22 protein-coding genes are annotated in these 25,361 nt (G+C 74.8%); 8 read left to right on the top strand and 14 right to left on the bottom strand.

All coding sequences use genetic code 11. The features are described 5' to 3' along the window. Window positions 1-27 precede the first annotated feature (27 nt). Window positions 28-1,404: a glycosyl hydrolase family 18 protein gene (locus GA0070213_RS28655; RefSeq protein ID WP_091071470.1), complete on the top strand. Its 1,377-nt coding sequence runs from the start codon at window positions 28-30 to the stop codon at window positions 1,402-1,404. Between the two features lie 49 nt (window positions 1,405-1,453). On the opposite strand, the gene GA0070213_RS28650 is transcribed toward GA0070213_RS28655, so the two are convergent. Continuing rightward, complete coding sequence (locus tag GA0070213_RS28650) at window positions 1,454-2,212, bottom strand: peptidylprolyl isomerase (protein ID WP_091071554.1); 759 nt, start codon at window positions 2,210-2,212, stop codon at window positions 1,454-1,456. Window positions 2,213-2,355: 143 nt separating this feature from the next. Here GA0070213_RS28650 and GA0070213_RS28645 point away from each other — a divergent pair, with 143 nt between their 5' ends. The 4 genes from GA0070213_RS28645 (at window position 2,356) to GA0070213_RS28630 (ending at window position 6,011) form a co-directional block, all read left to right on the top strand. Further along, entirely contained in the window at window positions 2,356-3,507 is a 1,152-nt protein-coding gene (locus GA0070213_RS28645) for an RNA ligase RtcB family protein (RefSeq protein WP_091071552.1), read from the top strand. Further along, the gene (gene prfH / locus GA0070213_RS28640; RefSeq protein ID WP_091071466.1) at window positions 3,504-4,109 is read left to right on the top strand and encodes a peptide chain release factor H; all 606 of its coding nucleotides are present in this window, start codon (window positions 3,504-3,506) and stop codon (window positions 4,107-4,109) included. Before GA0070213_RS28645 ends, prfH begins: the two co-directional genes overlap by 4 nt. Continuing rightward, window positions 4,106-5,080 carry a phosphotransferase family protein gene (locus GA0070213_RS28635; RefSeq protein ID WP_091071463.1) on the top strand — a complete coding sequence of 325 codons (975 nt, stop codon included), beginning with the start codon at window positions 4,106-4,108 and terminating at the stop codon, window positions 5,078-5,080. The genes prfH and GA0070213_RS28635 overlap by 4 nt, the downstream gene beginning before the upstream one ends. Before the next feature lie 115 nt (window positions 5,081-5,195). Next, window positions 5,196-6,011, top strand: coding sequence for a DUF72 domain-containing protein (locus GA0070213_RS28630; RefSeq protein ID WP_217628673.1), 816 nt, complete (start codon window positions 5,196-5,198; stop codon window positions 6,009-6,011). A gap of 20 nt (window positions 6,012-6,031) precedes the next feature. On the opposite strand, the gene GA0070213_RS28625 is transcribed toward GA0070213_RS28630, so the two are convergent. Next, window positions 6,032-7,447 carry an ATP-binding protein gene (locus tag GA0070213_RS28625; RefSeq protein WP_091071458.1) on the bottom strand — a complete coding sequence of 472 codons (1,416 nt, stop codon included), beginning with the start codon at window positions 7,445-7,447 and terminating at the stop codon, window positions 6,032-6,034. Next, a complete protein-coding gene (locus tag GA0070213_RS28620; protein WP_245716598.1) occupies window positions 7,444-9,111 on the bottom strand; it encodes an NAD(P)/FAD-dependent oxidoreductase in 1,668 nt (555 codons plus the stop codon). Before GA0070213_RS28620 ends, GA0070213_RS28625 begins: the two co-directional genes overlap by 4 nt. A 108-nt stretch (window positions 9,112-9,219) precedes the next feature. Here GA0070213_RS28620 and GA0070213_RS28615 point away from each other — a divergent pair, with 108 nt between their 5' ends. Continuing rightward, the gene (locus GA0070213_RS28615) at window positions 9,220-9,675 is read left to right on the top strand and encodes a DUF5709 domain-containing protein (RefSeq protein ID WP_091071456.1); all 456 of its coding nucleotides are present in this window, start codon (window positions 9,220-9,222) and stop codon (window positions 9,673-9,675) included. A gap of 10 nt (window positions 9,676-9,685) precedes the next feature. Here GA0070213_RS28615 and GA0070213_RS28610 read toward each other — a convergent pair whose 3' ends face one another. The 10 genes from GA0070213_RS28610 to GA0070213_RS28565 all read right to left on the bottom strand — a co-directional run bounded on the left by GA0070213_RS28610 (window position 9,686) and on the right by GA0070213_RS28565 (window position 20,125). Continuing rightward, window positions 9,686-10,504: a class I SAM-dependent methyltransferase gene (locus GA0070213_RS28610; RefSeq protein ID WP_091071454.1), complete on the bottom strand. Its 819-nt coding sequence runs from the start codon at window positions 10,502-10,504 to the stop codon at window positions 9,686-9,688. A gap of 6 nt (window positions 10,505-10,510) precedes the next feature. Continuing rightward, window positions 10,511-11,308 (bottom strand): ABC transporter ATP-binding protein, encoded by a 798-nt coding sequence (locus GA0070213_RS28605; RefSeq protein ID WP_091071451.1) that lies wholly within the window; start codon window positions 11,306-11,308, stop codon window positions 10,511-10,513. Beyond that, window positions 11,308-12,051, bottom strand: a complete 744-nt coding sequence (locus GA0070213_RS28600; RefSeq protein WP_091071448.1) for an ABC transporter ATP-binding protein — start codon at window positions 12,049-12,051, stop codon at window positions 11,308-11,310. Before GA0070213_RS28600 ends, GA0070213_RS28605 begins: the two co-directional genes overlap by 1 nt. Continuing rightward, window positions 12,048-13,058, bottom strand: coding sequence for a branched-chain amino acid ABC transporter permease (locus GA0070213_RS28595; protein ID WP_139128744.1), 1,011 nt, complete (start codon window positions 13,056-13,058; stop codon window positions 12,048-12,050). Before GA0070213_RS28595 ends, GA0070213_RS28600 begins: the two co-directional genes overlap by 4 nt. Beyond that, complete coding sequence (locus tag GA0070213_RS28590) at window positions 13,055-13,927, bottom strand: branched-chain amino acid ABC transporter permease (protein WP_245716597.1); 873 nt, start codon at window positions 13,925-13,927, stop codon at window positions 13,055-13,057. The genes GA0070213_RS28595 and GA0070213_RS28590 overlap by 4 nt, the downstream gene beginning before the upstream one ends. A 5-nt stretch (window positions 13,928-13,932) precedes the next feature. Further along, the gene (locus GA0070213_RS28585) at window positions 13,933-15,126 is read right to left on the bottom strand and encodes an ABC transporter substrate-binding protein (protein WP_091071444.1); all 1,194 of its coding nucleotides are present in this window, start codon (window positions 15,124-15,126) and stop codon (window positions 13,933-13,935) included. A gap of 47 nt (window positions 15,127-15,173) precedes the next feature. Continuing rightward, a complete protein-coding gene (locus GA0070213_RS28580; RefSeq protein ID WP_091071442.1) occupies window positions 15,174-15,578 on the bottom strand; it encodes a roadblock/LC7 domain-containing protein in 405 nt (134 codons plus the stop codon). An 18-nt stretch (window positions 15,579-15,596) separates the two neighbouring features. Beyond that, complete coding sequence (locus GA0070213_RS28575; RefSeq protein ID WP_175441544.1) at window positions 15,597-17,990, bottom strand: sensor histidine kinase; 2,394 nt, start codon at window positions 17,988-17,990, stop codon at window positions 15,597-15,599. A gap of 253 nt (window positions 17,991-18,243) precedes the next feature. Continuing rightward, the gene (locus GA0070213_RS31760; protein ID WP_175441543.1) at window positions 18,244-18,702 is read right to left on the bottom strand and encodes a helix-turn-helix transcriptional regulator; all 459 of its coding nucleotides are present in this window, start codon (window positions 18,700-18,702) and stop codon (window positions 18,244-18,246) included. Between the two features lie 166 nt (window positions 18,703-18,868). Then, window positions 18,869-20,125 carry a cytochrome P450 gene (locus tag GA0070213_RS28565; protein ID WP_139128743.1) on the bottom strand — a complete coding sequence of 419 codons (1,257 nt, stop codon included), beginning with the start codon at window positions 20,123-20,125 and terminating at the stop codon, window positions 18,869-18,871. 160 nt (window positions 20,126-20,285) lie between these two features. On the opposite strand from GA0070213_RS28565, the gene GA0070213_RS28560 reads away from it, so the two are divergent. Then, window positions 20,286-21,332, top strand: coding sequence for a zinc-dependent alcohol dehydrogenase family protein (locus GA0070213_RS28560; protein ID WP_091071436.1), 1,047 nt, complete (start codon window positions 20,286-20,288; stop codon window positions 21,330-21,332). Window positions 21,333-21,393: 61 nt separating this feature from the next. On the opposite strand, the gene GA0070213_RS28555 is transcribed toward GA0070213_RS28560, so the two are convergent. Then, complete coding sequence (locus GA0070213_RS28555) at window positions 21,394-24,609, bottom strand: phage tail protein (protein WP_091071434.1); 3,216 nt, start codon at window positions 24,607-24,609, stop codon at window positions 21,394-21,396. 176 nt (window positions 24,610-24,785) lie between these two features. On the opposite strand from GA0070213_RS28555, the gene GA0070213_RS31260 reads away from it, so the two are divergent. Then, window positions 24,786-25,265: a hypothetical protein gene (locus GA0070213_RS31260; RefSeq protein WP_139128742.1), complete on the top strand. Its 480-nt coding sequence runs from the start codon at window positions 24,786-24,788 to the stop codon at window positions 25,263-25,265. The last annotated feature ends 96 nt before the right edge of the window (window positions 25,266-25,361 follow it).

Raw genomic sequence — 25,361 nt, 5'->3', positions numbered from 1 at the left:
CGCCCCCGTCCCCCGGGAAGGCCCTCGATGCCCAGACCCCACCTCCGGCGCCGCCTCGCCGCCGGTGCGCTCGCGTTGGCCACCGCCACCGCCACGCTCGCCCTCACCCCGTCCGCCGCCCAGGCGGTCGCGCTGCCGAACGGCTTCAAGAGCGTCGGCTACATGCCGTCCTGGAGCGGCAGCGTCACCAGCATCCAGTACGGCAAGCTCACCCACGTCAACTACGCCTTCGTGCTGCCCAACGGCGACGGCAGCCTGCGTGCCGTGGAGAACCCGAGCAAGCTCTCCGCACTGGTGTCGCTCGGGCACGCCAACAACGTCAAGGTATCCATCGCCGTCGGCGGCTGGAACGACGGCGACGACTCCGCGTTCGAGGCGCTGGCCGCGAACTCCGGCGCCCGCGGCGCGTTCGTGAACAACGTGGTCGGCTTCGTCAACCAGTACAACCTCGACGGCGTCGACATCGACTGGGAATACCCCGACCCGGGCGCCTCGGCCACCAACTACACGCTGCTGATGCAACAGCTCGGCAGCGCCCTGCACAGCCGGGGCAAGCTGCTCACCGCCGCCGTGGTCGCCGAGGGCTACTACGTCACCGGGGTGCCCACGGCGGTGTTCTCCTCGGTCGACTGGCTGAACATCATGGCGTACGACGGCGGCAGCCCGCACGCCAACTACGACTGGTCGATCGCCGCCGTCAACGGGTGGAAGGCGCGCGGCCTGCCCGCCGCCAAGGCCGTGCTCGGCGTGCCCTTCTACAGCCGGCCCGGCTACTACACGTACGCGGCGCTGGTCGGCCTGGACCCGGCCAACGCCAACCGGGACTGCACCACGGCCGGCGGCGCCCAGCAGTGCTACAACGGCATCGGGACGGTCAAGCGCAAGACGCAGTGGGCCATGGCGAACGCCGGCGGGATGATGAACTGGGAGCTGTCCCAGGACACCACCGGCGCGACCTCGCTGGTGACCGCGATCTACGACACGGCGACCGGCGGTGGCACCACCCCGCCGCCGTCCGGGCGCACCGGCCCGATCACCGGCATCGGCGGCAAGTGCGTCGACGTCGCCGCCGCCGGCACCGCCAACGGCACCGCGGTGCAGCTCTACGGCTGCAACGGCACCGGCGCGCAGAGCTGGACCGTGGCCGGCGACGGCACGCTGCGGGCGTTGGGCAAGTGCCTCGACGTGACGAGCGCCGGCACCGCGAACGGCACGAAGATCCAGCTCTGGGACTGCAACGGCACCGGCGCACAGGTCTGGCAGGCCCAGGGCAACGGCACGCTGCGCAACCCGGTGTCCAACCGGTGCCTGGACGCCACCGACAACAGCTCCGCCGACGGCACCCGGCTCCAGATCTGGGACTGCTTCGGCGGCGCCAACCAGATCTGGCGGCTGCCGGCCTGACACCGGCTCGGCGGGACGGCCGGGTGCGCCGTCCCGCCGAGCGGTCGGGTCAGCGGCCCTGCTTGGCCCGGCAGATCTGCACCGGCTGGGCCGGCGCGCCGTCGACCGGCGCCGGGTCCTCCGGCGTGGCGGCGATGCCGCCGGCCGCGATCCGGTCCAGAGTGGCCAGCCCGGCCGCGTCCACCCGGCCGAAGACGGTGTAGTTGGGACGCAGCGCCGAGTCGCGCTGGACCAGGAAGAACTGGCTGCCGTTGGTGTCCGGCCCGGCATTCGCCATGGCCAGCGTGCCGCGGGCGTAGAGGCGGCGCACGCCGGTCGGGTCGGTCGGCGCGGGCGGCAGGTCGGTGGGCAGCTCGTCGCGGTAGCGGTAGCCCGGGCCACCCTCGCCGGTGCCGGACGGGTCGCCGCACTGCAGCACCGTCAGCGTCGGGTACGCGGTGAGCCGGTGACACGGCGTCCGGTCGTAGAACCGGTGCCGGGTCAGGTGCAGGAAGCTCTGCACCGTGCACGGCGCCTGCTCGCGGTCCAGGGTCAGCCCGATCGGCCCCTGGTTGGTGCGCAGCGTGACCCGTACCGTACCCCGGTCCGGCGTGCGGCGCGGGTCCGGCGGCAGCGGCACCGGCCGGGCCGCCGGCTCGTCCGGCGTCGGCGTGTACGCGCACGGTCCCTTGGTCGGCGCGGGTTCGGCGGCCGGCGCCGCGGTCGCGGCGACGGCCGAGCCGGCGACCAGCGCGGCGGCGGCCACCGTCACCCCGGCGAGACGGGCCAGCAGTGGTAAGGCGACGTGCGGTCGGGTTTCGCTCGACACGTGGGTCCTCCCTGGACTCGTGGTACCAGAACGACCGGAGTCTATGGAGCCGGCGACCCCGTGTCGACGGAAAGTCGGTTGCCGGGCGTGGCGCGGTCCGGGAGGGTGTCGGTCATGACGTTCTGACGGACCGCACCCCGCCGATTCCCGCACCCCTGGAAAAGAAACGAGCGTCCGTGCCTGCCTCCGTCTCCGTCTTCTCCTCCCCCGGCAGCTGGATCGAGTCCGCCGCGCTCGACCAGTGCCACCAGGTCGCCGCCCTCGACGGCATGGCGCACGTCGCCGCCATGCCGGACCTGCACCCCGGCAAGGGCGCGCCGATCGGCGCCGCCATGGCGTCGACAGTGCTCTACCCGTTCCTCGTCGGCTCCGACATCGGCTGCGGGATCGCGGTGTTCCCCATCGCGCTGCGCCGGGCCGTGCCGGAACGGCTCGCGGCCCGCTTCCCCGACCTGGACCGCGCCCTGCACCCGGATCGGGACGCCGACGACCCGGCCTGGTCGGTGCTGACCGGCGACGTGCCGGCCGGCCACCTCGACGGCCTCGGTACGGTCGGGCGGGGCAACCACTTCGTCGAGCTGGCCCGCGTCGGCGCGATCGAGGCGCCGGAGCACGCCGAGCGGCTCGGGCTGGTCGCCGGCGACCTGGTGCTGGTGGTGCACTCCGGCTCGCGCGGGCTGGGCGAGCGGATCCTGCGCGAGCACACCGCGGCGCACGGCGCCGGGCCCGCGCCCGACCCGGCGGCCTACCTGGCCCGGCACGACGACGCGGTGCGCTGGGGCTCGCTCAACCGGCGGCTGCTGGCCGCCCGGGTCGCCCACGCGCTCGGCGCCGAGCCCACCGAGCCGGTCGTCGACCAGTGCCACAACCTGGTGGAGGTCCGCGACGGGCACTACCTGCACCGCAAGGGCGCGGCCCCGGGCGACGGCCGGGACGTGCTCGTCGCCGGCACCCGGGGCACCCCGTCCCACCTGGTGGCCGCACACGCCGGCCCGGCGGCCAACCACTCGGTGGCGCACGGCGCCGGTCGGAAGATGTCCCGCGCCGACGCGCTGCGCCGGGGCAAGGCCAAGCACACCGTCGAGGAGCTGCGCCGCACCCCGGTCGGGTCGGTGGTGGTGTGCGGCGACCGCCACCTGCTGTTCGAGGAGGCGCCCACCGCCTACAAGCGCATCGAGCAGGTGATCGGCGACCTGGTGGCGCACGACCTCGCCACCCCGGTCACCACCACGGTGCCCCTGGTCACCTACAAGACGCCGGACGTCGCACCGGCCCGCCGCCGGGGGCGGCGATGACCGACCTGCTGCTGTCCGCCGGGCGCGGCCCGCAGGAGTGCGCCTGGGCGCTGGCCCGGCTGCTGACCCGCCTGGAGGCGGACGCCGCCCGGCGCCGGCTGGACACGACCCGGGTCGACACCGTGCCCGGTGACCGCCCGGGCACCTGGCGCTCGGTGCTGCTCCGCATCACCGGATCCGGCGCGGAGGCGTGCGCCGCCGACTGGACCGGCACGCTCTGCTGGCGGGCGCCGAGCCCCTACCGACCCGGCCACGGGCGGAAGAACTGGTACGTCACCGCCCGGCCGCACCGGGCCGACGTGCCGGTCACCCCGTTCCACGAGACGGACGTCGAGTTCACGCCGTGTCGCACCGGTGGGCCCGGCGGCCAGCACCGGAACAAGGCCAGCACCGCCGTCCGGGCGACCCACCGCCCGTCCGGCCACGTGGTGGTGGTGGACACCGAACGGCAGCTCCACCTCAACCGCCGGATCGCCGTCGACCTGCTGCGCCGGCGGGTCGACGCGGACGACGAGGCGGCCCGGCGCGCCGGCACGGCGGCCCGGTGGCGGATCCACGACGAGCTGGTCCGTGGCGACCCGGTCCGGGTGGAACGGCCGTGACACGTACGTTCCTGCGTCCGGACGACGTCCGTGACCTGGTGCGCGACCGACTCGGCACGGACCGGCGGGTCACCGCGCTGCACCGGCTCGCCGGTGGCACCCGCAAGGGCGTCTACCGGATCGGGCTCGACGACGGGTCGACAGTGGTCCTGTACGTCTGGTCGCCGCGCGAGAACTACTGGCCCGCGGCGGAGGCCGTCCCGGACGACCCGTTCACCGAGGCGTCCGGCGCCGAGCTGTTCGCCGTCAACCACGCCGCGCTCACCGCCGCCGGCGTACGCGTGCCGCACCTGATCGCCCGCGATCCCGCCGGCCACCGGCTCGACGCCGACGTCGCGCTGGTGGAGGACGTCGGCGGAGTGACGCTGGAGGCGTTGCTGACCCGCCACCGCGACCGGGCGGCCGAACCCCTGGCCCGGCTCGGGGACGCGCTCCGGCGGATGCACACCACGTCCGGCCCGCGCTGGGGCCGGCTCACGGACGCGGCCCGGGCCACGTCACCGGCCCGGCCCGCCGAGGACGTGGTCCTGGACCGCGCGCTCGGGCACCTCGCCGGCGCGGCGGCCCGCGATCCCCGACCGGCCGCCGCGCGGGACCGGATCGCCGCCCACCTGCGCGGGCTGCGCGACCGGGTGCCGCCACGGCAGGCGTACGCGCTGGTGCACGGCGAACTCGGCCCGGACCACGTGCTGGTCACGGCCGACGGCGCACCGGTGATGATCGACATCGAGGGTCTGACCTGGTTCGACGTCGAGTGGGAGCACGCCTGGCTGCGGCTGCGCTTCGGCGCGGCCTACCCGGCGCTGCGTCCGGTCGCGCTCGACGCCGACCGGCTGGAGTTCTACCGGTACGCGCAGGTGCTCGCGCTGATCGAGGGTCCGCTGCGGATCGCCGAGGGCGACTTCCCGGACCGGCGGTGGATGCTCGACCTCGCCGAGCGGAACATCGCCGAGGCGCTCGCCGCGCTGTGAACGCGGGCGACCCCCGTCGGGCGGCGAGCAGGCCCATGGGCGGCGACGGGAACGGGGTCGGATAGCGTGGGCGCGGGCGGGAGGGGATCGGATGCGGCTGCACGTCGGGTGTGCCATGTGGACGCACCGATCCTGGCCGGGGCAGGTCCTGCCGGCGCACGAACGGCTGCGGGCGTACGCCGGCTGGTGCGACGCGGTCGAGGGGAACACCACGTTCTACGCGACGCCGGCCCGGGAGACGGTGGCGTCCTGGGCGGAGCAGACCGACCCGGACTTCCGGTTCCTGGCGAAGCTGCCCAAGGTGGTCACGCACGAGCGCCGGCTCACCGGCGGCGAGGCGGAGCTGCGGGCGTTCCTGCACGCGATGGAACCGCTCGGGCCCCGGGCGGACACCCTCTGGGTGCAGTTGCCCGGCTCGTTCGGCCCGGGTGACGTGCCCGACCTCGACCGGTTCCTCCGCACCCTGCCCACCGACCACCGCTACGCCGTCGAGGTCCGCCACCCGGCGTTCTTCACCGACGCCGGCGCGGCCCGCACGTTGACGCAGACCCTCGGCCGGGCCGGCGCGGAGTGGATCCCGTTCGACACCACCGCGTTCTTCCGCACGCCGCCGACCAGCGACGCCGAACGGGAGGCGTGGACGCGCAAGCCGCGCCTACCGAGACGCGCCGAGGCGCTGACCGACCGGCCGGTGGTGCGCTACCTCGGCCGCGACGACCCGGCCGCGACGGTCGAGGGCTGGCAGCCGTGGCTGGACGTGGTCACCGGCTGGCTGCGCGAGGGGCGCTCGCCGACCGTGTTCGTGCACACGCCGGACAACGCGGACGCCCCCGACCTGGCCCGCCGGTTCCACGACCAGGTCCGCGCCCGCCTCCCCGAGTTGGCGCCGCTGCCCGAGCCGACTCCGGTCGGCCCGGCCACGCTGTTCTGACGCCGACGGCGCCCGCCGGGTCAGGCCGGCGTGAGCGGCAGCAGCACCACGAACCGGGTGTCGCCGGGCGCGGACTGCACCCGGATGTCGCCGTGGTGCTTGTTGACCACGATCCGGTACGAGATGTCCAGCCCGAGACCGGTGCCCTCGCCCACCGCCTTGGTGGTGAAGAACGGCTCGAAGATGCGCGGGCGCACCTCCGGCGCGATGCCCGGACCGGTGTCGCGGATCTCGACGGTCAGGCGGTCGTCGGTGCACCCGGTCCGGACCGTCAGCGTGCCGTCGCCGGCCATCGCGGCGAGCGCGTTGTCGATCAGGTTGGTCCAGACCTGGTTGAGCTCGGCCGCGTACGCCGGGACGGCCGGCAGGCCGCGGTCGTACTCCTTCACCACCCGGACGCCGGCCGGGATCTTCGCCTGGAGCATGACGAGCGTGGCGTCGAGCAGCTCGTGCACGTCCACCGTCTGGTAGGGCGCCCGGTCCAGTTGGGAGTACTGCTTGGCGGCGCCGACCAGCCCGGAGACCCGGGTGACCGCGTCGTCGATCTCACCCATCAGCAGTTCGGTGTCGATGGTGTAGGTGATCCAGTGCACCGCCGACTCCAGGTCGTCACCGCCGACCGCGGCGTCGACCTGGGCGAGCCAGCCGCTGTCGATGCCGCCGGCGACGAGTGTCGGCGCCAACTCCCAGGCCCCCCGTACCCCGTGCTCCTCCAACCAGTCGCCCAGCTCGTCCTCGGCGTCGCTGGCCGCCAGCGGCGACAGCGCGGTGGCGGCGGCGGCCCGCTTCACCGCCTCCTCCTGCAACGCGACGAGGTCGTGCAGCCGCCGCCCGTCGAGCCGGCCGTCGGCGATCATGGCGAGCTTGTGCCGCATCTTCGCCACCCGCCCGCGCAGCGCCGAGGTGGCCCGGACGGCGGCCGCCGCCGGATTGTTCAGCTCGTGGGTGAGCCCCGCCGAGAGCGCGCCCAGAGCCAGCAGTCGTTCCCGCTCACCGACGATCGTCTGCGTGTTGCGCATCCCGATGAACAGGCCCTCCAACAGGTGGGTGGCCATCGGGAACCAGCCGCGCATGGCCGCCGCGATGATCTCCGCGGGCAGGGCGAACACCGCGGCGTCGGTGACCGCGCGCAGGCTGTTGCGGTAACGCTGCTCGGCCGGTTCCCCGATGTACGCCTGCATGGCGCCGCCGTAGACGCCGCGCTGGCTGGTTCGACTGACCTCCACCTCGTCGCCCTGGACCCGCTGGTGCATCGCCACCGTGCCGTCCAGCAGCACGAAGAAGCAGCTCGCCGGCTCGCCCTCGACGTAGACCGCCTCGCCGGCCCGCCGCCGCTCCACCCGGCCGTGCTCGGCCAGGTGGGCGAGCTGCTCCGGGGTGAGCGACTCGAAGAGGAAGAGCTGCCGCAGCTCGTCCGGGGTCAGCCGGTCGGTCATTGCGCCTCCAGGTAACGGTGCACCAGCGAGACCGCCATCGCGCCCTCGCCGACGGCCGAGGCCACCCGCTTCACCGAGTCGGCCCGCACGTCGCCGGCCGCGAACACGCCCGGCATGCTGGACTCCAGGTGGTAGGGATCGCGGGGCAGGGACCAGCCGGCCGGCCGGTGGCCGCCGCGGGTCAGGTCCGGCCCGGTCAGCACGAAGCCCCGCCGGTCCCGGACGACCGCGCCGTCGAGCCAGTCGGTGTGCGGCTCCGCGCCGATGAACACGAACAGCCACGAGGTGTCGACCTCGCGCGTCGCGCCGGTGCGCATGTCCCGCAGGGTCACCCGTTCCAGGTGCTCCCCCCCGGCGCCGCCGACCACCTCGGTGCACGGGTGGACCTCGATGGCGTCGATCCGGGCGATCTGGTCGATCAGGTAACTCGACATCGACCGGGTCAGGTCGTCGCCGCGGATCAGCAGGTGCACCCGGCGGGCGTACCGGGAGAAGTGCACCGCGGCCTGGCCGGCGGAGTTGGCCCCGCCGACGATGTAGACGTCCTCCCCGGAGCAGCTCGGCGCCTCGCTCGCCACCGAGCCGTAGAAGCAGCCGCGGCCGGTCAGCTCGGCCAGCCCCGGCGCGGGCAGCATCCGGTAGGAGACGCCGGTGGCCAGCACCACGGTGTGCGCGGCGACGCTGCTGCCGTCGCTGAACCGCAGCAGCCGCGCGCCGCCGGCGTCCTCCAGCGACACCACCTCGCGGGCGCTGAGCAGCTCCGCGCCGAAACGCAGCGCCTGCCGGCGGGCCCGGTCGGTGAGCTGCGCGCCGGAGACGCCGTCCGGGAAGCCGAGGTAGTTCTCGATCCGGCTGCTCTGCCCGGCCTGCCCGCCGGTGGCCCGGCGCTCGATCAGCACCGTCCGCAGCCCCTCCGAGGCGCCGTAGACGGCCGCGCCGAGCCCTGCCGGGCCGGCGCCCACCACCACCAGATCGTAGAAGTCGGCGGCCGGCGTGGTGGCCAGGCCGACCTGCGCGGCCAGGTCGGACGGCGACGGCTGCACCAGCGACTTGCCGTCCGCGGTCACCACCAGGGGTACGTCGTTCGCGGTCACGCCCGCCGCGCGCAGCAGCTCGGCGCCCTCCGGCTCGTCGGCGAGCACCCAGCGGAACGGCACCAGGTTGCGGGCCAGGAAGTCGCGCGCCGTGAACGACGGCGCCGACCAGCGGTGCCCCACCACCCGCAGCTCGGGCGTGCCGGTGGTCCCGCCGGCCGTCCACGCCTCCAGCAGCTGGTCCAGCACCGGGTAGAGCTTCTCCTCCGGCGGGTGCCACGGCTTGAGCAGGTAGTGGTCGAGGTCGACCACGTTGATCGCGTTGATCGCGGCGTCGGTGTCGGCGTAGGCGGTGAGCAGGACCCGGCGCGCGGCGGGGAACAGGTCCATCGCCGCCTCGAGGAACTCGATGCCGTTCATCTGCGGCATCCGGTAGTCGGCAATCAGCACCGCCACCTGCTCGCCGCGCAGCTTCAGCTCGCGCAGCGCCTCCAGGGCCGCCTCGGCGGAGTCGGCCCGCACCACCCGGTAGCGGTCGCCGTAGCGGCGCCGGATGTCCCGGGCGACCGCCCGGGAGACGGCCGGGTCGTCGTCGACGGTGAGGATCGCGGGGTTGGGCATGACGTCCATCCAAGCACTCCCCGCCGTCCGCCGGCATTACCCAGGTCACCCGCCTCTTCCCTCGACGGGGTTTCTCGGGTGGGATGGCGGAGCAGGAGACCCCAGGGAGGACGACCCATGAGCGACACCGAGCAGACCGCCGACGAGTGGAACGTGGCCGAGGACGACGGCGTCCTGGACGCCTCCGACACGCTCGACGACTCCGTCGGGGATCCGCTCGACACCGGGATCGCCGCCGCCGACCACTGGACGGCGGCGAACCGGTTCGGCACCACGGCGGCCGAGGAGCGGGCCGGTGACTCACTGGCGCACCTGCTCGCCCAGGAGGAGCCGGACGTCGACCCGTACGCCGAGGAGGCCGACGGCGACGAGGACGAGCTGACCCGCCGGGGCTACGAGCGGGAGACCCGCAGCGGCCGCCTGGTCGCCGACGACCAGGGGTTCGGGGAGGACGAGCAGGCCGACTCGGTCGCCTGGGACGTCGGCATCGACGGTGGGGCGGCCAGCGCCGAGGAGGCCGCCGTGCACGTGGTCGACGATCCGTCCGGCCCGGGGGACGGCCCGCTGCGCTGATCCACCGGCGTCACCGCCGTCCCGGACCTCGACGGCGGCCCCGGGTCGACACGAACTGGTACGACATGGCCGCGAACGCGGGATCCCGCAGCAGCCGGCGGAACGCCTCCAGCTGGCCCGCTGACAGCCCGGCGTCCAGCAACTCCGGTTCCAGCTGCCGGGAGTTCGTGCCGTAGAGCGAGATGCCGAGCGAGCCGCCCGGCCAGCTCTGCGCGTGCGTGACCGTGTCGATGTCGACCAGGCCCGCCGCGGCCTGCTCGGCGTGCACGTCCTGCGCCCAGGCGAGGTCCGCGCCGTGGCTCTGCAGGATGCCCAGCATGGCGTCCGTCACCTGGGCGAAGAGTTTCGCCGCGTCGTCGCTCGGCGCGGTCAGCACCCGCAGCGGCGCGGTGCAGTCGAACTCCTCGACCACCAGCCACCCGCCCGGGGCCAGCGCGCCGGCCAGGGTGCGCAGGACCCGGCGCCGCTCCGGCAGGTGCAGCAGCACCAGCCGGGCGTGGATCAGGTCGAACGTGTCCCCCGGCGGCGGCTCGCGGCGCACGTCGTGCCGGCGCACGTCGAGGTTGGCCGCCGGCCGCAGGTGCGTCACGTCGAGGTCGGTGGCGACCACCCGGCCGGCCGGTCCGACCGCGGCGGCCATGGCCCGGGCGACCGAGCCGCCGCCGGCGCCGACCTCCCAGCACCGGGCGGCGTCCGGGGCGAGCAGCGGCCCGGCGATCCGGCCGGTGGTGATCGGGTCCAGGAAGGCTTCGAGCGCGTGCAGTTGGGGCACCGCGTCGGCGGCGCCGGTGTCGAAGGCGTAGTCGGTCTCGGGGGCGTCGGACGGCATCGCTCCTCATTCCTGTCGCGGTCGGTCGGTTCGTGGGCCCGGCGCGTGGGTCAGCCCGGGCCCGGGCCGGGAGGCCGGCGGCTCCCCGACCGCGGCGACGCTGAGCAGCGCCGCCACCGCGCCCGGGTCGGCCCGGGCCTCGCCGGCCGGTCGGTCGTAGACCACCCGGCCGTACTCCAGCACCGCGATCCGGTCGGCGACCTCGACCGCGTGCCGGATCTGCTGCTCGACCAGGAGCACGGTCGTGCCGGCCCGGGCCAGCGACCCGACCAGCTCACGGATCCGGACGGCCAGGTCGGGCGCGAGCCCCTCGCACGGCTCGTCGAGCAGCAGCACCCGGGGCTGACCGAGCAACGCCCGGGCGATCGCCAACATCTGCTGCTCCCCGCCGGAGAGCTGGTCGCCGCGATGCCGCAGCCGCGCCCCGAGACGGGGCAGCAGCTCCAGCACCCGGGCGACGGTCCAGCCCTCCCCACCCTGGGTCGCCGCCCGCCACGGCGCCGCCGCCAGCACCAGGTGCTCGGCGACGGTCAGCCGGGAGAAGACCCGCCGGCCCTGCGGGACCAGCCCCACCCCGGCGCGGGCGATCCGGTGCGGCTGCCGGCCGGCGACCGGCACCCCGCTGATCTCGATCCGCCCGGCGTGCGGCCGGACGAGGCCGGCCACGCAGTGCACGAGTGTGCTCTTGCCGGCGCCGTTACGGCCCACCACCGCCTGCACCGCGCCGGGTGGCACGTCGAGAGTCACCTCGTGCAGGACGGTGCCGCCGGCGTAACCGGCGCAGAGCGCTTCGATGCGCAGCATCACGTCACCCCCTCCGCGTACGCCTGACGGACCGGGACCGACGCACGGATCTCGGCGGGCGACCCGGTGGCGAGCGTCCGACCGTCGCGCAGCACGGTCACCGTGTCGCAGAGCGCGTAGACCAGATCCAGCCGGTGCTCCACCAGCAGCACCGCGACCGCACGCGGCAGCCCGCGCAGGAACTCCGCCAGCCAGCCGACCTCCACCGCGGAGAGCCCGGCGGCCGGCTCGTCGAGCAGCAGCAGCCGCGGCTGGCCGGCCAGCGCCACGGCGATCTCCAGCTGCCGGCGCTGCCCGTGGGCGAACTGCCCGGCCGGGACGGCGGCGAGGTCGGTGAGGCCAACCCGGTCCAGCAGCGTGTCGGCGGTGCGCCCGGCCGCGCGCCGCCGGGCCGACGGATACCACCGCCCCGCCCGCTCGGCCCGGGGCAGCGCGGCGACCAGCACGTTCTCCCGGGCGGTCAGCGAGTCCCAGACGGCGGGCCGCTGGTGGATGCGGCCGACGCCGCGCCGGGCCCGGGCGGCCGGGCCGAGCCGGGTGACGTCCCGCCCGGCCAGCCGGATCCGGCCGTCCACCGGCCGGGCGGCGCCGGCCACCACGTCGAGCAGCGTGGTCTTGCCCGCGCCGTTCGGCCCGATCAGCGCGTGCCGCTGGCCGAGCGGGACCTGGAGGTCGACCGCGTCGAGCGCGGTCAGCGACCCGTACCGCACGGTGATCGCCTCGGCGGTCAGCAACGGCGTCATGGGCGTACCCCGGTCATGGCGGCGGGCCGGCGCGCGGGGTGCGCGGCCGGGGCGGACGCCCGACCGCGCCGGGTCGCCGGCCGGGCGGACCGGGCGGTGGGCAGCAGGTGCGCGGCCACGACGAACGCCAACCCGAGCACCAGCGGCGCCTGCCCGGGCAGCGCGCCGAAGAGCCAGTCCCGGGCGGCGACGACGAGCACGGCCCCGATCAGCGCGCCGCCGACCGAGGCGGTGCCCCCGACGACCACGCCGAGCAGCAGCAGCGCGGAGGTGTCGAATCCGAAGTCGGCGGGCGAGACGTACTGCTGGGCGGTGACCAGCAGCGAGCCGGCCGCGCCGGCGATCGCGCCCGCTCCGACGTGGACGCCCGCCACCTGCGCCGGCACGCGGTGCCCGCTGGCCCGCAGCCGCGCCTCGTCGTCGCGGCCGGCGCGCAGCAGCAGCCCGGCGCGGGTCCGCAGCACCAGCAGCACCAGGCCGGTGAGCACCGCGACGACCACGAGCGTGTAGAGGTAGCGGGACCGGTCGGTGGCCAGCACCGGCAGCCCCCACAGCGGTCGGGTCGCCGCGATGCCGGCGAGCCCGTCGGTGCCGCCGGTCACCGCGGTCCACCGGCCGGCGAGGACCACCGCCAGCTCGCCGATCGCCAGCGTGATCATCAGGAGCACCACGCCGCGGGCGGGCAGCACCAGCGGCAGCGTCACCGCCGCCAGCGCCGCCCCGGCCGCCGCCGCGACGAGCAGTTGCACCGGCCCGACGTCGGAGAGCTGGCCACCGGCCAGCGCGCCGGCGTACGCGCCGGCCGCGTAGGGCGCGGTCTGGCCGAGCGTGGGCAGCCCGGCGACGCCGGTCAGCAGCGCGACGCCGACGGCGACCAGGCCCAGCGCCAGCGTGCGGGCCAGCAGCGACACGGTGTAGTCGTCCACCGCCCAGGGCGCAGCGACCAGCCCCACCAGCACCCCCGCGCCGACCGCCATCCGCAGCGCCCGCACGGCCCGGCCCCTCACGTCGCAGTCCGTGTCGTGGCCAGGCCGCGCGCCCGGACCGCGAGCACCACCGCCATGGCCGCGAAGAGCAGGAAGGGGGCCGCCGACGGGGCGAGCGCGACGCCGAGCGTCTGGATCTGGCCGACGGCCAGCGCGGCGAGCAGTGTGCCGGTCGTCGAGCCGAGCCCGCCGAGCACCACCACGACCAGCGAGAGCAGCAGCACCGCGTCGGCGGTGTCCGGCCCGGGGCCGATGATCGGCGCGCCGAGCACGCCCGCCGCGCCGGCCAGCGCGCCGGCCGCGGCCAGCACGCCGACCCGGACCGCGGCCGGGCTCACCCCGAGCGTCGCGACCATCTCCGCGTCGTCGACCGCCGCCCGCACCAGCATGCCGGCCCGGGTCCGGCGGACCACCAGGTGCAGCAGGCCGGCGAGCACCGCGGCCACCACGATGAAGACCAGACGGTACGCGGCGTAGCGGTGCCCGGCGACCGCCACCGAGCCGTCCAGCGCGGCCGGCACCCGTACCGGTGGGTCGTCCGGGCCGAACGCGGCCACGAGCAGGCTGCCGCCGGCCAGCGCGACGCCGAAGGTGAGCAGCGCCTGGGTGAGGTGGCCGGCCGCCGCGACCCGGGTGAGCAGCACCGCGACCAGCGCGCCGGCGGCGGTGGCGGCGGCCACGCCGACCGCCAACGCCAGCGCCAGGCTGGGCCAACTTCCGTCCAGCAGCGCCGCCGCGGTGTAGCCGCCGACGGCGAAGAGCGTGCCGTGGGCGAGGTTGAGGATGCCGGCCACGCCGAAGCAGAGCACCAGCCCGGCCGCGGCGACGAACACCAGCAGCCCGTAGGCGACCCCGTCCAGGGCCGGCACGACGTAGGGGTCGACCGGCACGCCCGTCAGCCCCCCACGGTGGCGAGGTCGCCGACCACGGTGTTGGACAGCGCCCGTCCGTCCTGGCGGACCTGACGCAGGTACCACTTCTGCACCGGCGCGTGCGTGGTCGGCGAGAACTGCCAGGTGCCGCGCGGGCTGGCGATCTGACCGAGCTGGCCGATCGCCGCGTTGATCTTCTCCGGGGTCGCGTCGTCGCCGGCCGCCGCGATCGCCCGGTCCAGCACCGCCGCGGCGTCGTAGGAGGCCATCGCGTAGGTGGTCGGCGAGCCGTCGTGCTCGGCCTTCCAGGCGGCCACGAACTCGCGGTTCTCCGCGTTGTCGAGGTCGGGCGAGTAGTTGAGCACCGAGTAGATGTCGCGGGCGGCGTCGCCCTGCGCGTCGAGCACCCCGCCCTCGGTCAGGAAGCCGGCGGCGTAGAGCGGCACGTCCTTGATCTCGGACTGGGCGTACTGCTTGACGAAGTCGACAGCCGCGCCACCGGCGTAGAAGGTGTAGACCGCGTCCGCGCCGGAGGCCTTGATCCGGGCGAAGTACGGGGTGAAGTTGGTGGTCGCCGGGAACGGCGTGAACGTGGTCTTGCCGTCCGGGTTGGCCAGCTTGCCGCCGGCGGCGGCGAACGCCTCGGTGAAGCCGCGCAGTTCGTCCCAGCCGCCCTGGTAGTCCGGCCCGATGGCGTAGACGCTGCCCTTGACGTCGTCGCGCACGTGCGCCGCGATCGCCTCGCCGGGCTCGTCGGAGAGGTAGGAGGTGTGCCAGACCCGGGACACGTCCTTGAGCTCCGGCCGCCCGTTGGAGCCGACGAACGGCACCTTCGTCTCGTTGAGCAGCGGGTACACCGCGGCCACCGAGCCACCGCCGACGACGCCGGTGAGCGCCACCACGCGGTCCTGCTTGAGCAGCTTGGTGGCGGCCGGCACGGCGGTCGCCGCGCCGTTGCCCTCGTCGGCGACGACCAGCTCGACCGTGCGACCACCGAGCTTGCCGTCGTGGCCGGACAGATAGAGCTGGAAGCCGTCGCGGATGTCCTTGCCCACCGACTGGTACGTGCCGGAGAGCGACGCGAGCAGACCGATCTTGACGGTGCCACCGGAGCCGGCGGCGGGACCGTCGTCGGCGCAGGCGGACGCCGCGAGCAGGACGAGGGCGAGCAGCGCCGCGGTGCGGGCACGGCTGCGCCGGGGCAGGGTCAGGGTCATGGTGTTTCTCCTGTGTCAGGGGTGCGGATCCGGCGTGCTGCCGGCGGTCAGCGGCTGCGGCTCAGGGCCGCCCGGGCCGCGGGGGTGAGCGCGTCGCCGATGCGGTTCGCCAGCTCGGTCATCTCGTAGGAGACCTTGCCGACGTCACACCGCGGATCGGCGAGTACGAGCAGGGAGGCGCCGTCGTTGAAGGCCATGGAGAACATGAAGCCGCCCTCCAGCTGGGTGACGTTGGAGATCACCGCGCCGGCGTCGAAGAAGGCCGCCGCGCCGCGCAGCAGACTGACCAGCCCGCTGCCGGTCGCCGCCAACTGGTCGGCCCGGTCCGGCGGGAGGCCGCGGGTGGCGGCCACCATCAGACCGTCGCTGGAGATGGCGATGGCGTGGGTGACCTCGTTGGCACGCTCGGCGAAGGCGTCCAGCAGCCAGCCGAGATCCTGGTGGTCGGTCACGTGCGCTCCCTTGTCGGGTCAGTGGGTGATCAGGTTGGCCCGGCGGCCGGCGACACCGCGGGCGTAGGCGGCCATCGCGGTGGCGACCCGGGCCGGGTCGCGGTGCTCCGTGGCCTGCCGGGGCGCCGGGACGCCACCGGGTACCAGGTGCTCCTGCGGCTGCCGGCGGGGCAGCCCGGACGTGGTGGTGCCGGCGACCCGGTGCTCGTCGGAGCGTGCCGCCGTGCGCCAGGCGTCGTCGGCGGGCCCGGCCCACGACGAGCCGTCACCGTCCGGCCGATCCGCCTGGAACCAGTGGTTGACCTGGTGGAAGATGACCAACTCCTCGGTGGGGGCGTCGCCCGGGCCGGGGCTCGCCGGCTGGAAGACCGGGGCGACCGGGAGCGCCCGGTCGGCGACCGGGCCGCCGGCCCACGGCTGCGGGGCGGGCCGGGCCCCGGCGGGCACGACGGTGGCCCGCCCGGTCGGGGACGTGACGGTGGTGCGGGCCGCCCGACGGGACGGCCGCTCCGGGGTGAGCAGGAACTCCTCGGGTGGCAGCGGCCGGGTCAACGCGGCCGGGAGCGCCACCTCGGCGATGGTGCCGCGACGCGGTCCGGAGCGGAGCTGGACGGCGGCGCCCAGCCGCTTGGCGAGCTGGCCCACCACGACCAGACCCATCGCCCGGACGGTGGCGACGTCGATGGCGGGCGGCTGGGCGAGCAGGTCGTTGAGCTGCTGCCGCCGGTGCGGGGGCAACCCGACGCCCTCGTCGCTGACCTGGACGATCACCCGGTCGCCGAGGCTGCGACCGGTCACCCAGGCCTCGGTCGCCGGCGGCGAGTAGCCGGTGGCGTTCTCCATCAGCTCGGCGAGCAGGTGCACCACCTCGTCGACCGACTCGGCGGCCACCGCGACGTCGCCGTCCACCAGCCCGATCCGGATGCGGGGGTAGTGCTCGATCTGGCTCTGCGCGGCCTGGAGCACCTGCGGCAGCGGCACGTCGTGGTGGCGGACCCGCCCCACGCCGACCCCGCCCAGCACCAGCAGGCTGGCGTTGATCCGGCCCATCCGGGTGGCGAGATTGTCCAGCGCATAGAGCTGGTGCAGCCGGTCCGGGTCGGTCTCGTCCCGCTCGACCTTGTCGACCTGGGCCAGCACGGCGTCGACCAGGCGCTGCTCCCGCCGGCTGAGGTGGATGAAGATCTCCGCGGTGTTGGCCCGCATCACCGCCTGCTCCGCCGCGGTCCGCACGGCGGCGCGGTGCACCGCGCTGAACGCCTGGCCGACCTCGCCGATCTCGTCGTCGCCGGAGACCTCCAACGTGTCGACGGCCTGCCGGCGGGCCAGCTCGGCCGGGTCCACCGACGCGCTGTCCGGCTCCTGCAATCGGGCCACCACCTGGGGCAGCCGTTCGAAGGCGACCGCGTTCGCCGCGTCCCGCAGCCGGCGCAGCCGCCGGGTGATCTGGCGTGCCACCGCCCAGGTGACCAGCGCGGTCAGCAGCAGGGCCAGCACGGCGGCCGCCGCCTCCACGACGGTGCGCCGGCGTTGCTCGGCGTGGGCGGTGCGGATGTCGTCGAGCACCGCGCCGTCGACCCGCAGGCGCAGCTCCGCCAGGCGGACCGCCCACTGCTGGGTGGCGGTGAGCCAGGTGCCCAGGTCCAGCTCGAGGCGGTCACCCGCGGCCGTGCGGGCGACCTGGTCGAGGAGGCGTTGCAGCCGCAGCGCGTTCTCCCCGCTGCCGGCCTGCTCCCACCAGCCCTGCCAGGCCGGTCGGGCGAGCGCCAGGAAGGACAGCGTCGCCTCGGTGAAGCCGGTCCGGGCGGCGGTGATGTCCTGCTGCAACGCGGGTGTCACCTGGCCGGCGGTGACGGCGCGCAGCACGGCCACCTGTTGCTGGCCGACCGCCTCGGCCACCTTGGACAGTGCGGCGGAGGCCCGGATGCCGTCGGCGATCCGCGGCTCGACCACGCCGAGGGTGACGCTCTCCCGCAGGCCGAGCAGGTCCGCGATGACGATGCGGTAGCTGAAGGTCATCGCCGACACGGAGGCGCGCTCGGCGGTGCGTACCTGGGCGCGCAGCGGGGCGAGGCCGGCCAGCGCGGCGTCGATCCGCGGCAGGACGGCCCGTTCGGCGGCGGCGCCGGAGGGCACCCGGGCACGTTGCCGGCGGTATCCGGCGACCGCCGCGTCGGTCGCGGTGGTGGCGTCGGCGAAGGCGTCCTGCTGGGCGGCGGCGCCCCGGGTCAACAGGTCGGCGGCGACGATCCGTTCGTGCTGGAGGCGGTGTGCCAGGCCGCCCGCCTCGGCGCCGAGCTGGGCGAGTTGGCCGAGGTCGCTGGCGCGGGAGGTCTGCCGGACGCTCTCGGTCAGCGCCAGCCCGGCGAAGCCCATCACGGCGACGAGCGGGGCCGCCACGATGAGACGCATCCGGCCGCCGATGCGCCACCGGCGACGGCGGGTCGGGTAGGGTCGGGCCGCGTGGGACCTCGTGCTCGACGCCACTGCTGACTCCCCGCCTTGATCGGCAAAGTTCAATCTGCATTTGCGGATTGCACGTCTCATTGCGCCGGAAGCCGTGCGTCGAGGCCAGACCCGACCGTGGTACAAACAGGCCGTACCAGCATCTGTACCCAGAGTTGGCGACGCCGGTGACCGTCCCGGCGCCGGGGGCCGAGCCCGGTCAGCGCCGGTCCACCACCGGCGGGGTCGGTCCGTCGGGCTCGGGCTGCGCGAGCACCTGACCGATCAGTTCCCGCAGCTCGTCGATCGCCGCCACCACGGCCTGCGGATCGCGCGGGTCGCGCCGCGCGCCCGGCACGCCGGCCGGGTCCGGCCGGGCCGGCTCGCCGAACCGGGGCCCCCGCCGGCCGTCCGCCGCCAACTGCTCCGCCGCGACCTGCGGCCACAGCTCGCACAACCGGCCGCCGGTGGCGAGCACCTCGTCGCAGCGCACGGCGAACTCCTGGCTGCCGAACCGCCGGCCGGACTCGACCGCGGCGACCGTCTCCCGGCTGAACCGCACCCGCTCGGCCAGCGCCCGCTGGGTCAGACCGCGCCCGGTCCGCCAGCGGCGCAGCTCGGCACGGAACTGTTGGCTGGCGGCGGAGGGAGCGGCGTTCGACGCGGGCGTGCGATCCATGTGCTCACCTTCGCGACGCCGGACCGGCATCGGCAGCAGATCGAGGGCGGGTGATTACCGGGCGTTCGCAGGGGGTCATTCTTAACCCACCGGCGCGCGGGTGTGAAGACGTGATCGCGCTGCGTGGTTGCCCGCGTCGACCGCTCGACACCCCCATCGGCCCGGGTCACGCCGCCGGTCGCTGGCCGGACGGGACCGCCGCGGCGACGGTCACCGGCAACGACCGGTGGGCGCGGAACGCCAGGTTGGGCCGGAAGACGCGGCGGTCGCCGCGCGCCGGGCGCAGGTCCGGCAGGGCGGCGGCGAGACGGGCGAGCGCGGTGCCCGCCTCCAGCCGGGCCAGTGCCGCGCCGATGCAGAAGTGCGGCCCGTGGCCGAAGGAGAGATGATCGTGCGCGTCCGGCCGGTCCGGGTCGAAGCGGTCCGGGTGGCGGAACGCGGCCGGGTCCCGGTTGGCGGCGCCGATCAGCAGCAGGCACCGCGCCCCGGCAGGGATGGTGACCCCGCCCAGCGTGACCGGCCGGTTGGTCACCCGCAGCCAACCGTCGATCGCGGGTGCGAAGCGCAGCGTCTCGGTGAGGAACGCCGGCACCCGCTCCGGGTGCTCGGCGAACGACCGCCACCGGTCCGGTTCGGACAGCGCCCGCTCGAGCGCGTGGGCGAGCAGCCCGGCGGTCGTCTCGTGGCCGGCGACCAGCAGGTTGAACACGATGCTGGACACCTCGGCGGTGGTCAGGACCTCGTCGTCGCCGTGCCGGTAGGCCAGCAGTTCGCTGACGTAGTCGTCGCCGCCCCCGTCGAGCCGGCGCCGCACGAGATCCTGGCAGTAGCGCCAGAACTCCAGCAGCCCACCGGCCAGCCGCACCTGCTCGGCCGGGTCCGGTCGGCCCCAGATCAGGGCGATCTGCCCGTCCGCCCAGGCCCGGATCCGCGGCACGTCCCGCGCCGGCACCCCGAGGATGTCCAGCAGGACCAGCAACGGCAGCTCGGCGGTGAACTCGGTGACGAGGTCGACCTCGGCACCGGCCCGGGCGGCCAGCCGCGACACCAGCTCGTCCACCCGGCGGCGGACGATCCGGCCGTAGCGCTGCTCGACGCGTTCCGGGGTGTTGGCGAACGTGACGCGCAACGCCCGGCGGGTCCGCGGGTGCACCGGCGGGTCGGCCGCGGCGGTGGTGGGCGGCGCGTCGATCTGGACGACCAGCGCCAGCGCCTCCGGGCAGACGTCGTAGACCGGCGCGAGGGTGAGGGCGTTGCCGAACGACCGCGCGTCGGCGAGCGCGCGCCGCACGTCGGCGTGCCGGGTGATCAGCCACAACCCGAGTTCCTCGTCGTGGTGCACCCCGCCGCCGTCGTCCAGCAGTCGGGCCCAGACACCGGCCGGATCGGTGAGATACGCTCCCGCGAACGGATTCAACCGCATGACCGCCTCCTGCACTACCGACCACTTTCCTTACCGTGCGCTACCGGACGAACACACGTCAAGATTTGCCGGCATCAATCTATTTCTGCCGCTTTCCCGCAACTTGCGCCCTGCTCCTTGCCCTTGTCAACGCCGCCGGACGGCATGTCAGGATGCGGGAATGCGAGCGGTGGTGTTCGACGAGTTCGGTGCGTGGCCCGAGGTACGACAGGTGGCCGACCCGACGCCGGCGCCGGACGGGGTGGTCCTGCGGGTCGGCGCGACCGGGCTGTGTCGCAGCGACTGGCACGGCTGGCAGGGGCACGACCCGGACATCCGGCTCCCGCACGTGCCCGGGCACGAGTTCGCCGGCGTCGTCGCGGCGGTCGGCGCCGACGTACGCGGGTGGCGCCCCGGCGACCGGGTCACCGCGCCGTTCGTCTGCGCCTGCGGGCGGTGCCCCTCCTGCCTCGCCGGTGACCAGCAGGTCTGCGAGCGACAGACCCAACCCGGCTTCACCGGCTGGGGCTCGTTCGCCGAGTACGTCGCCGTGCGGCACGCCGACGTCAACCTGGTCCGGCTGCCGGACGCGGTGGACGACGCGACCGCCGCCGCGCTCGGCTGCCGGTTCGCCACCGCGTTCCGGGCGGTGGTCGCCCAGGGCCGGGTGGCCGCCGGGGAGTGGGTCGCCGTGCACGGCTGCGGCGGGGTGGGCCTGTCCGCCGTGATGGTCGCGGCGGCGAGCGGCGCCCGGGTGGTGGCGGTGGACGTGGCACCCGCCGCGCTGGAACTGGCCCGGCGCAGCGGGGCCGCGATCTGCCTGGACGGCAGCACGCTCGGCGGCCCCGCCGAGGTGGCCGCCGCCGTGCGGGAGGCGACCGGCGGCGGCGCCCACCTCTCGCTCGACGCGCTGGGCAGCCACGCCACCTGCGTCGCCTCCATCGAGGGCCTGCGCCGGCGCGGCCGGCACGTGCAGGTGGGCCTGCTGCCCGCCGCGCGGGGCCGGCCGGCCCTGCCGATGGAGCTGGTGATCGCGTACGAGTTGGAGCTGCGCGGCAGCCACGGGATGCCGGCGCACGCCTACCCCGAGCTGTTGCGCCTGGTCACCGCCGGGGTGCTGCGCCCGGGCGAGTTGGTCACCGGCACCGTCGAGCTGGCCGGGGCGCCCGCCGCGCTGGCCACCATGGACCGCCCGACGACCGGCGGGATGCGGCTGATCCGCCCCTGACGACCACGGGCCGGCCCGGCGTCGGAGGAACCGACGCGGACCGGCCCGCGGGCCGGGCGGCTCAGCCGGTGACCGTCACCGAGACGGTACGGGGCGGCTGCTGGTACTGCCCGTGGTTGTCCATGCCGCGGATGGTCACCGAGTAGGTGCCGGCCGGGACCACCGGTGACGTGTACGCGAAGTTCGAACCCGGTGAGCCGGGGCTGGTGAGGAACGTGGCGATCCACGTGCCGGCCCGGCCGAACGTGCCGGCCGCGTTCATCCCCTGCCCGGCGCTGTTGGTGATCTGCACCTCCACCCGCTGCATCCCGACGTCGTCGACGGCGCGTCCGGAGACCACGATCCGGCCGCCGGTGTAGGCCTCGCCCTCGACCGGCGTGATGGCCGGCTCCAGCGTCGGGTCGAGGTCACCGGGGTAGACCAGGTACTTCGCGGTGGCGCCGGCGGTCGACCCGTCCTGCTGGCCGGCCGTGTCCACGGCCCACGCCTCGACGCTGTACGTGCCCTTCGTGGGCAGGTCGATCGAGAGCGTGAACGCGGTGCTCGTGGCGTCCGGGTTGGCGAGCGTCGCGTCGACGGTGGCGAACGCGGCGGCCATCGTGCCGTTCGGCTGCACGTAGCGACCGGTGTCCAGGTCACGCAGCGCCACCCGGACGGCCCGGACGCCCTTGTCGTCGGTCGCCGTGCCGGCCAGGTCCAGGTGCAGCCGGTCGACGTCCTGGTCGGTGCCGGTGAAGCTGAGCAGGCCGTTCGGGAAGGCGTCACCGGGCACCTGGGCGGTGACGGTGAGCCGGCCCAGGTCGCCGGTGGCGGTGGTCAGGTCGAGCCGGTCGGTGGCCCGGACCCGGAAGTCGTAGACGCCCGGGGTGAGCGGCACGGTGGTGAACGACCAGTCGAACGTCGCGGCGTCCAGGTTGAGCGGGGAGATCCGGTGGTACGCGGCCACCGAGTCGCTCCCCCAGGTGCCGTCCGCCGCGAGCGCCTCGCGGGTGGTGTTGTTGCGCAGGTAGATCTCGACCGACTTCAGGGCGTCCTCGTCGCGGGCCGTGCCGGCGAACGTGATCCGCGCGCCCGGCGCGACGGTCAGCGGCGCGGCGGCGGTCGGCGGGGTCATCGCCACCGGCGCGGTGATCGCCACGGTCGGTGGGACGCCGGTCGCCGAGATCGTCCAGTCCCGGTCGTCGCTGCGCAGGTCGCTCTGCCCGGCCGTGTCGACCGCGGTGGCGCTCATCTTCCACTGCCCCTCGGTCGGCAGCGTCACCTCGTACTGCCAGGTGGTGGACGTCGCGCCGATCACGTCCGGCTCGCCCCGGAAGGTGTGGTAGACCGCCGCGACGCTGCCGTCGTCCTGCAGGTAGCGGTTGTCCGGGGTGCGGAACGAGTAGACCATCGAGCTGACGCCCTTGTCGTCGGTGGCGGTGCCGGTGGCCACGAAGGTCTTCGTGGCCAGCAGCCCGGCGGCCGGCGCGGTGATCCGGGTCGCCGGCGGCAGGTCGTCGAAGCGGAACGTCTCGATCTTCTTGACCGCCTTGGTGGTGTCGCCGGCGCCGTCGCGGCCGAACGTCTTCGCCTGGATCTGGTAGACGCCGGCCGGCAGGGACACCGGCAGGGTCCAGGTCGTGGAGGTGGCGTTCGGCGCGGCGAGCGTCGCGTTGATGCCCTTGAAGTCGCCCCACGTCGTCAGGTCGGCCTGCAGGTAACGGCCGGTGTTGCGGTTCATGACCTCGACCTGGACCCGGGCCACGCCGGCCGGGGCGAGCCCCTGCCCGCCGAGGTCGAAGGTCTCACCGGCCGGCTTCACCGCGCCCTCGATCGGCGTGGTGACAGTGGTGTCCAGCGACGACGGCGCGGGCGCGGTGGACAGGTCGAAGAAGGCCACCCGGCCGGTCGTCTTGCCGCCCTTGACGTTGCCGTCGCCGCCGACGAGCAGGCCGCGCGAGGTGGCCAGCATCGCCTTCTCCCCCTCGTACGAGTCGGAGCCGGGGTTCCACTCCAGCGCGGTGCCGGTGACCGGGTCGAGCGCGCCGAGGTGGTCGCGGCGGACCACCTGGTCGCCGAGGCCGTAGCCGCTCAGTCCCTGGCCGGTGCCGTAGCCGACGTTGTCCTGGCCGGGCCACGGCACGTTCGAGGTGGGCGACTCCTGCCAGCTGAAGTGGCCGCCGACGTAGACGGCGGTGGCGGTGATGGCGACCGAGTAGATGCTGTCGAAGTGCCGGGAGATCCAGAGCGGCTCGACGTGGTCGTTCCCGGTCAGCGGGTACGCGATCGCGGTGTCGTTGATCGGCGGCCGGTCGCCGCCGGAGCCGCTGGTGACCACGAAGTACGAGTCGTCCGGCGCGATGTCACCGGCGAAGACGCGCTGGACGCCGCCGACGAAGGAGAGGTTGTCCTCCCAGAGCCGGGTGCGCCACGGCAGCAGCGCCTTGCTGGCGGTGCCGATCAGCGCCACCCCGTAGCGGTCCTGGCCGGCGATCTGCCGGCCGGTGTGCACCACCAGCAGCTTGCTCCGGTCGTGGGTGAGCTTGAGCTGCTGCACGGTGAGCAGGCCGCCGACGCCGATGCCGCCGGTGACCGGCAGGTTGAAGGCGGTGTCGACGGCTCCGGTGGTGGGGTTGAGCGCGGCCAGGCCGCTGCGGGCGACGCCGTTGACGGTGGTGAACTGGCCGCCGACGTAGACCGCGGTGGGGCTGACGGCCAGCGCGGTGCCCCGGGCGCTCGCGTTCGCGGTGAACGCGGCGACCGGCGCGCCGGTGGTCGGGTTGAGCCGGGCGATCTTGCGCTTGGTGACCCCGTTGATCGTGTTGAACGAGCCCGTGATGTAGAGCGACGACCCGTCCGGCGCGGCCTCGACGGCCGCCACCGCGCCGTCGATGGTGGGCCGGAAGCCGGTGTCCACCTTCCCGGTGTCCAGGTTGTACGCCGCCAGCGACCGCTGCGCGACCGCCGTGCCGCCGACGTTCGTGATCGACGTGAAGGTGCCCGCGACGAAGACGCGGTTGCCGATCACCTCGATGTCGGTGATCCCGCCGTCGGTGATCCGCGGGGTGTCGGTGCGGGGCACGGTCGGCACGAGCCGGGTGTCCCCCGGCGTCGTCAGCGCCCTGGTGGCGACCGTACGCGCGGCGTCCAGCGCGGCGCTGCTTCCGGTGGCCCGTACGCCGGTGCGCCCGGTGGCGCCGGCATCCGCCACGGTGACGGTGGCGGCGAGCGCCGGCACCCCCGCCACCACGACCGCGCCGGCGGCGAGCACCGCGACCGCGCGACTCCAAACTCGCATCGAGACAACTCTCCCTGTCCGCCCGGACGGCGCCCTCGGGTGGGTCCCGACTCCTCCCGTCCGCGTGCCGGACGTCACCGTAGGAGGCAAGGACTTCTCGCGATACGCCGCCGCACCGGTTATCGACCGCTCGTCATCAATTCCGGCCACACCGGCGGGTCCCGTCCACCGATCGGGTGGCTGCCACCTGCCGGCGGGTCCACCGCGCCGACCCGTCCGCCATCCCCCGCGCCGAGGCCGGCGAGGCGGTGGCCTTCCCCGGCCGGGATCCCCACCACCGCGGCGAAATGGTGCCGGTCAATCACGCCCTGACATTCGGCGGACCGATTCCACGCGAAATGTCGACAGAAATCGCAGGAGACGCGCCGAGGGGCGGATTTCCGACACGTCAGCCGGAACCCGAGGCAATTGTCGAATCAGAGACAGGACCGGCGGGGTCGCCCGACGATTGCCGTGACGCCGATCCCTCCACAATGCCCTCGGAGCGGGCGGAACTGCCGATGACCGATACGGGCGACATCACCTCGGCGGCCGACCCGAACCGCGGCGTCGGAGGCGCAATCGCATTTCTTACCGGCACCCGGGAATTGGCCGAACGTGTTGCCTCAGGCACCGAACGCGCCGACCGCCGACACGATCCGGGGATCGGCGGGTGAAGATCGCCGGTGCCATGATGAGCGAGGTTCCCCATCGAGGAATCCTGATCTTTTCCATCACCCGGCCGTTCCGGGCGCGGCTGTCCGCGCCCGGAC

It is taken from the genome of Micromonospora humi (assembly GCF_900090105.1).
Lineage (GTDB): Bacteria > Actinomycetota > Actinomycetes > Mycobacteriales > Micromonosporaceae > Micromonospora > Micromonospora humi.
Note: the sequence above shows the minus strand (reverse complement) of the source record. Positions and strands in the feature narration are given on the sequence as shown.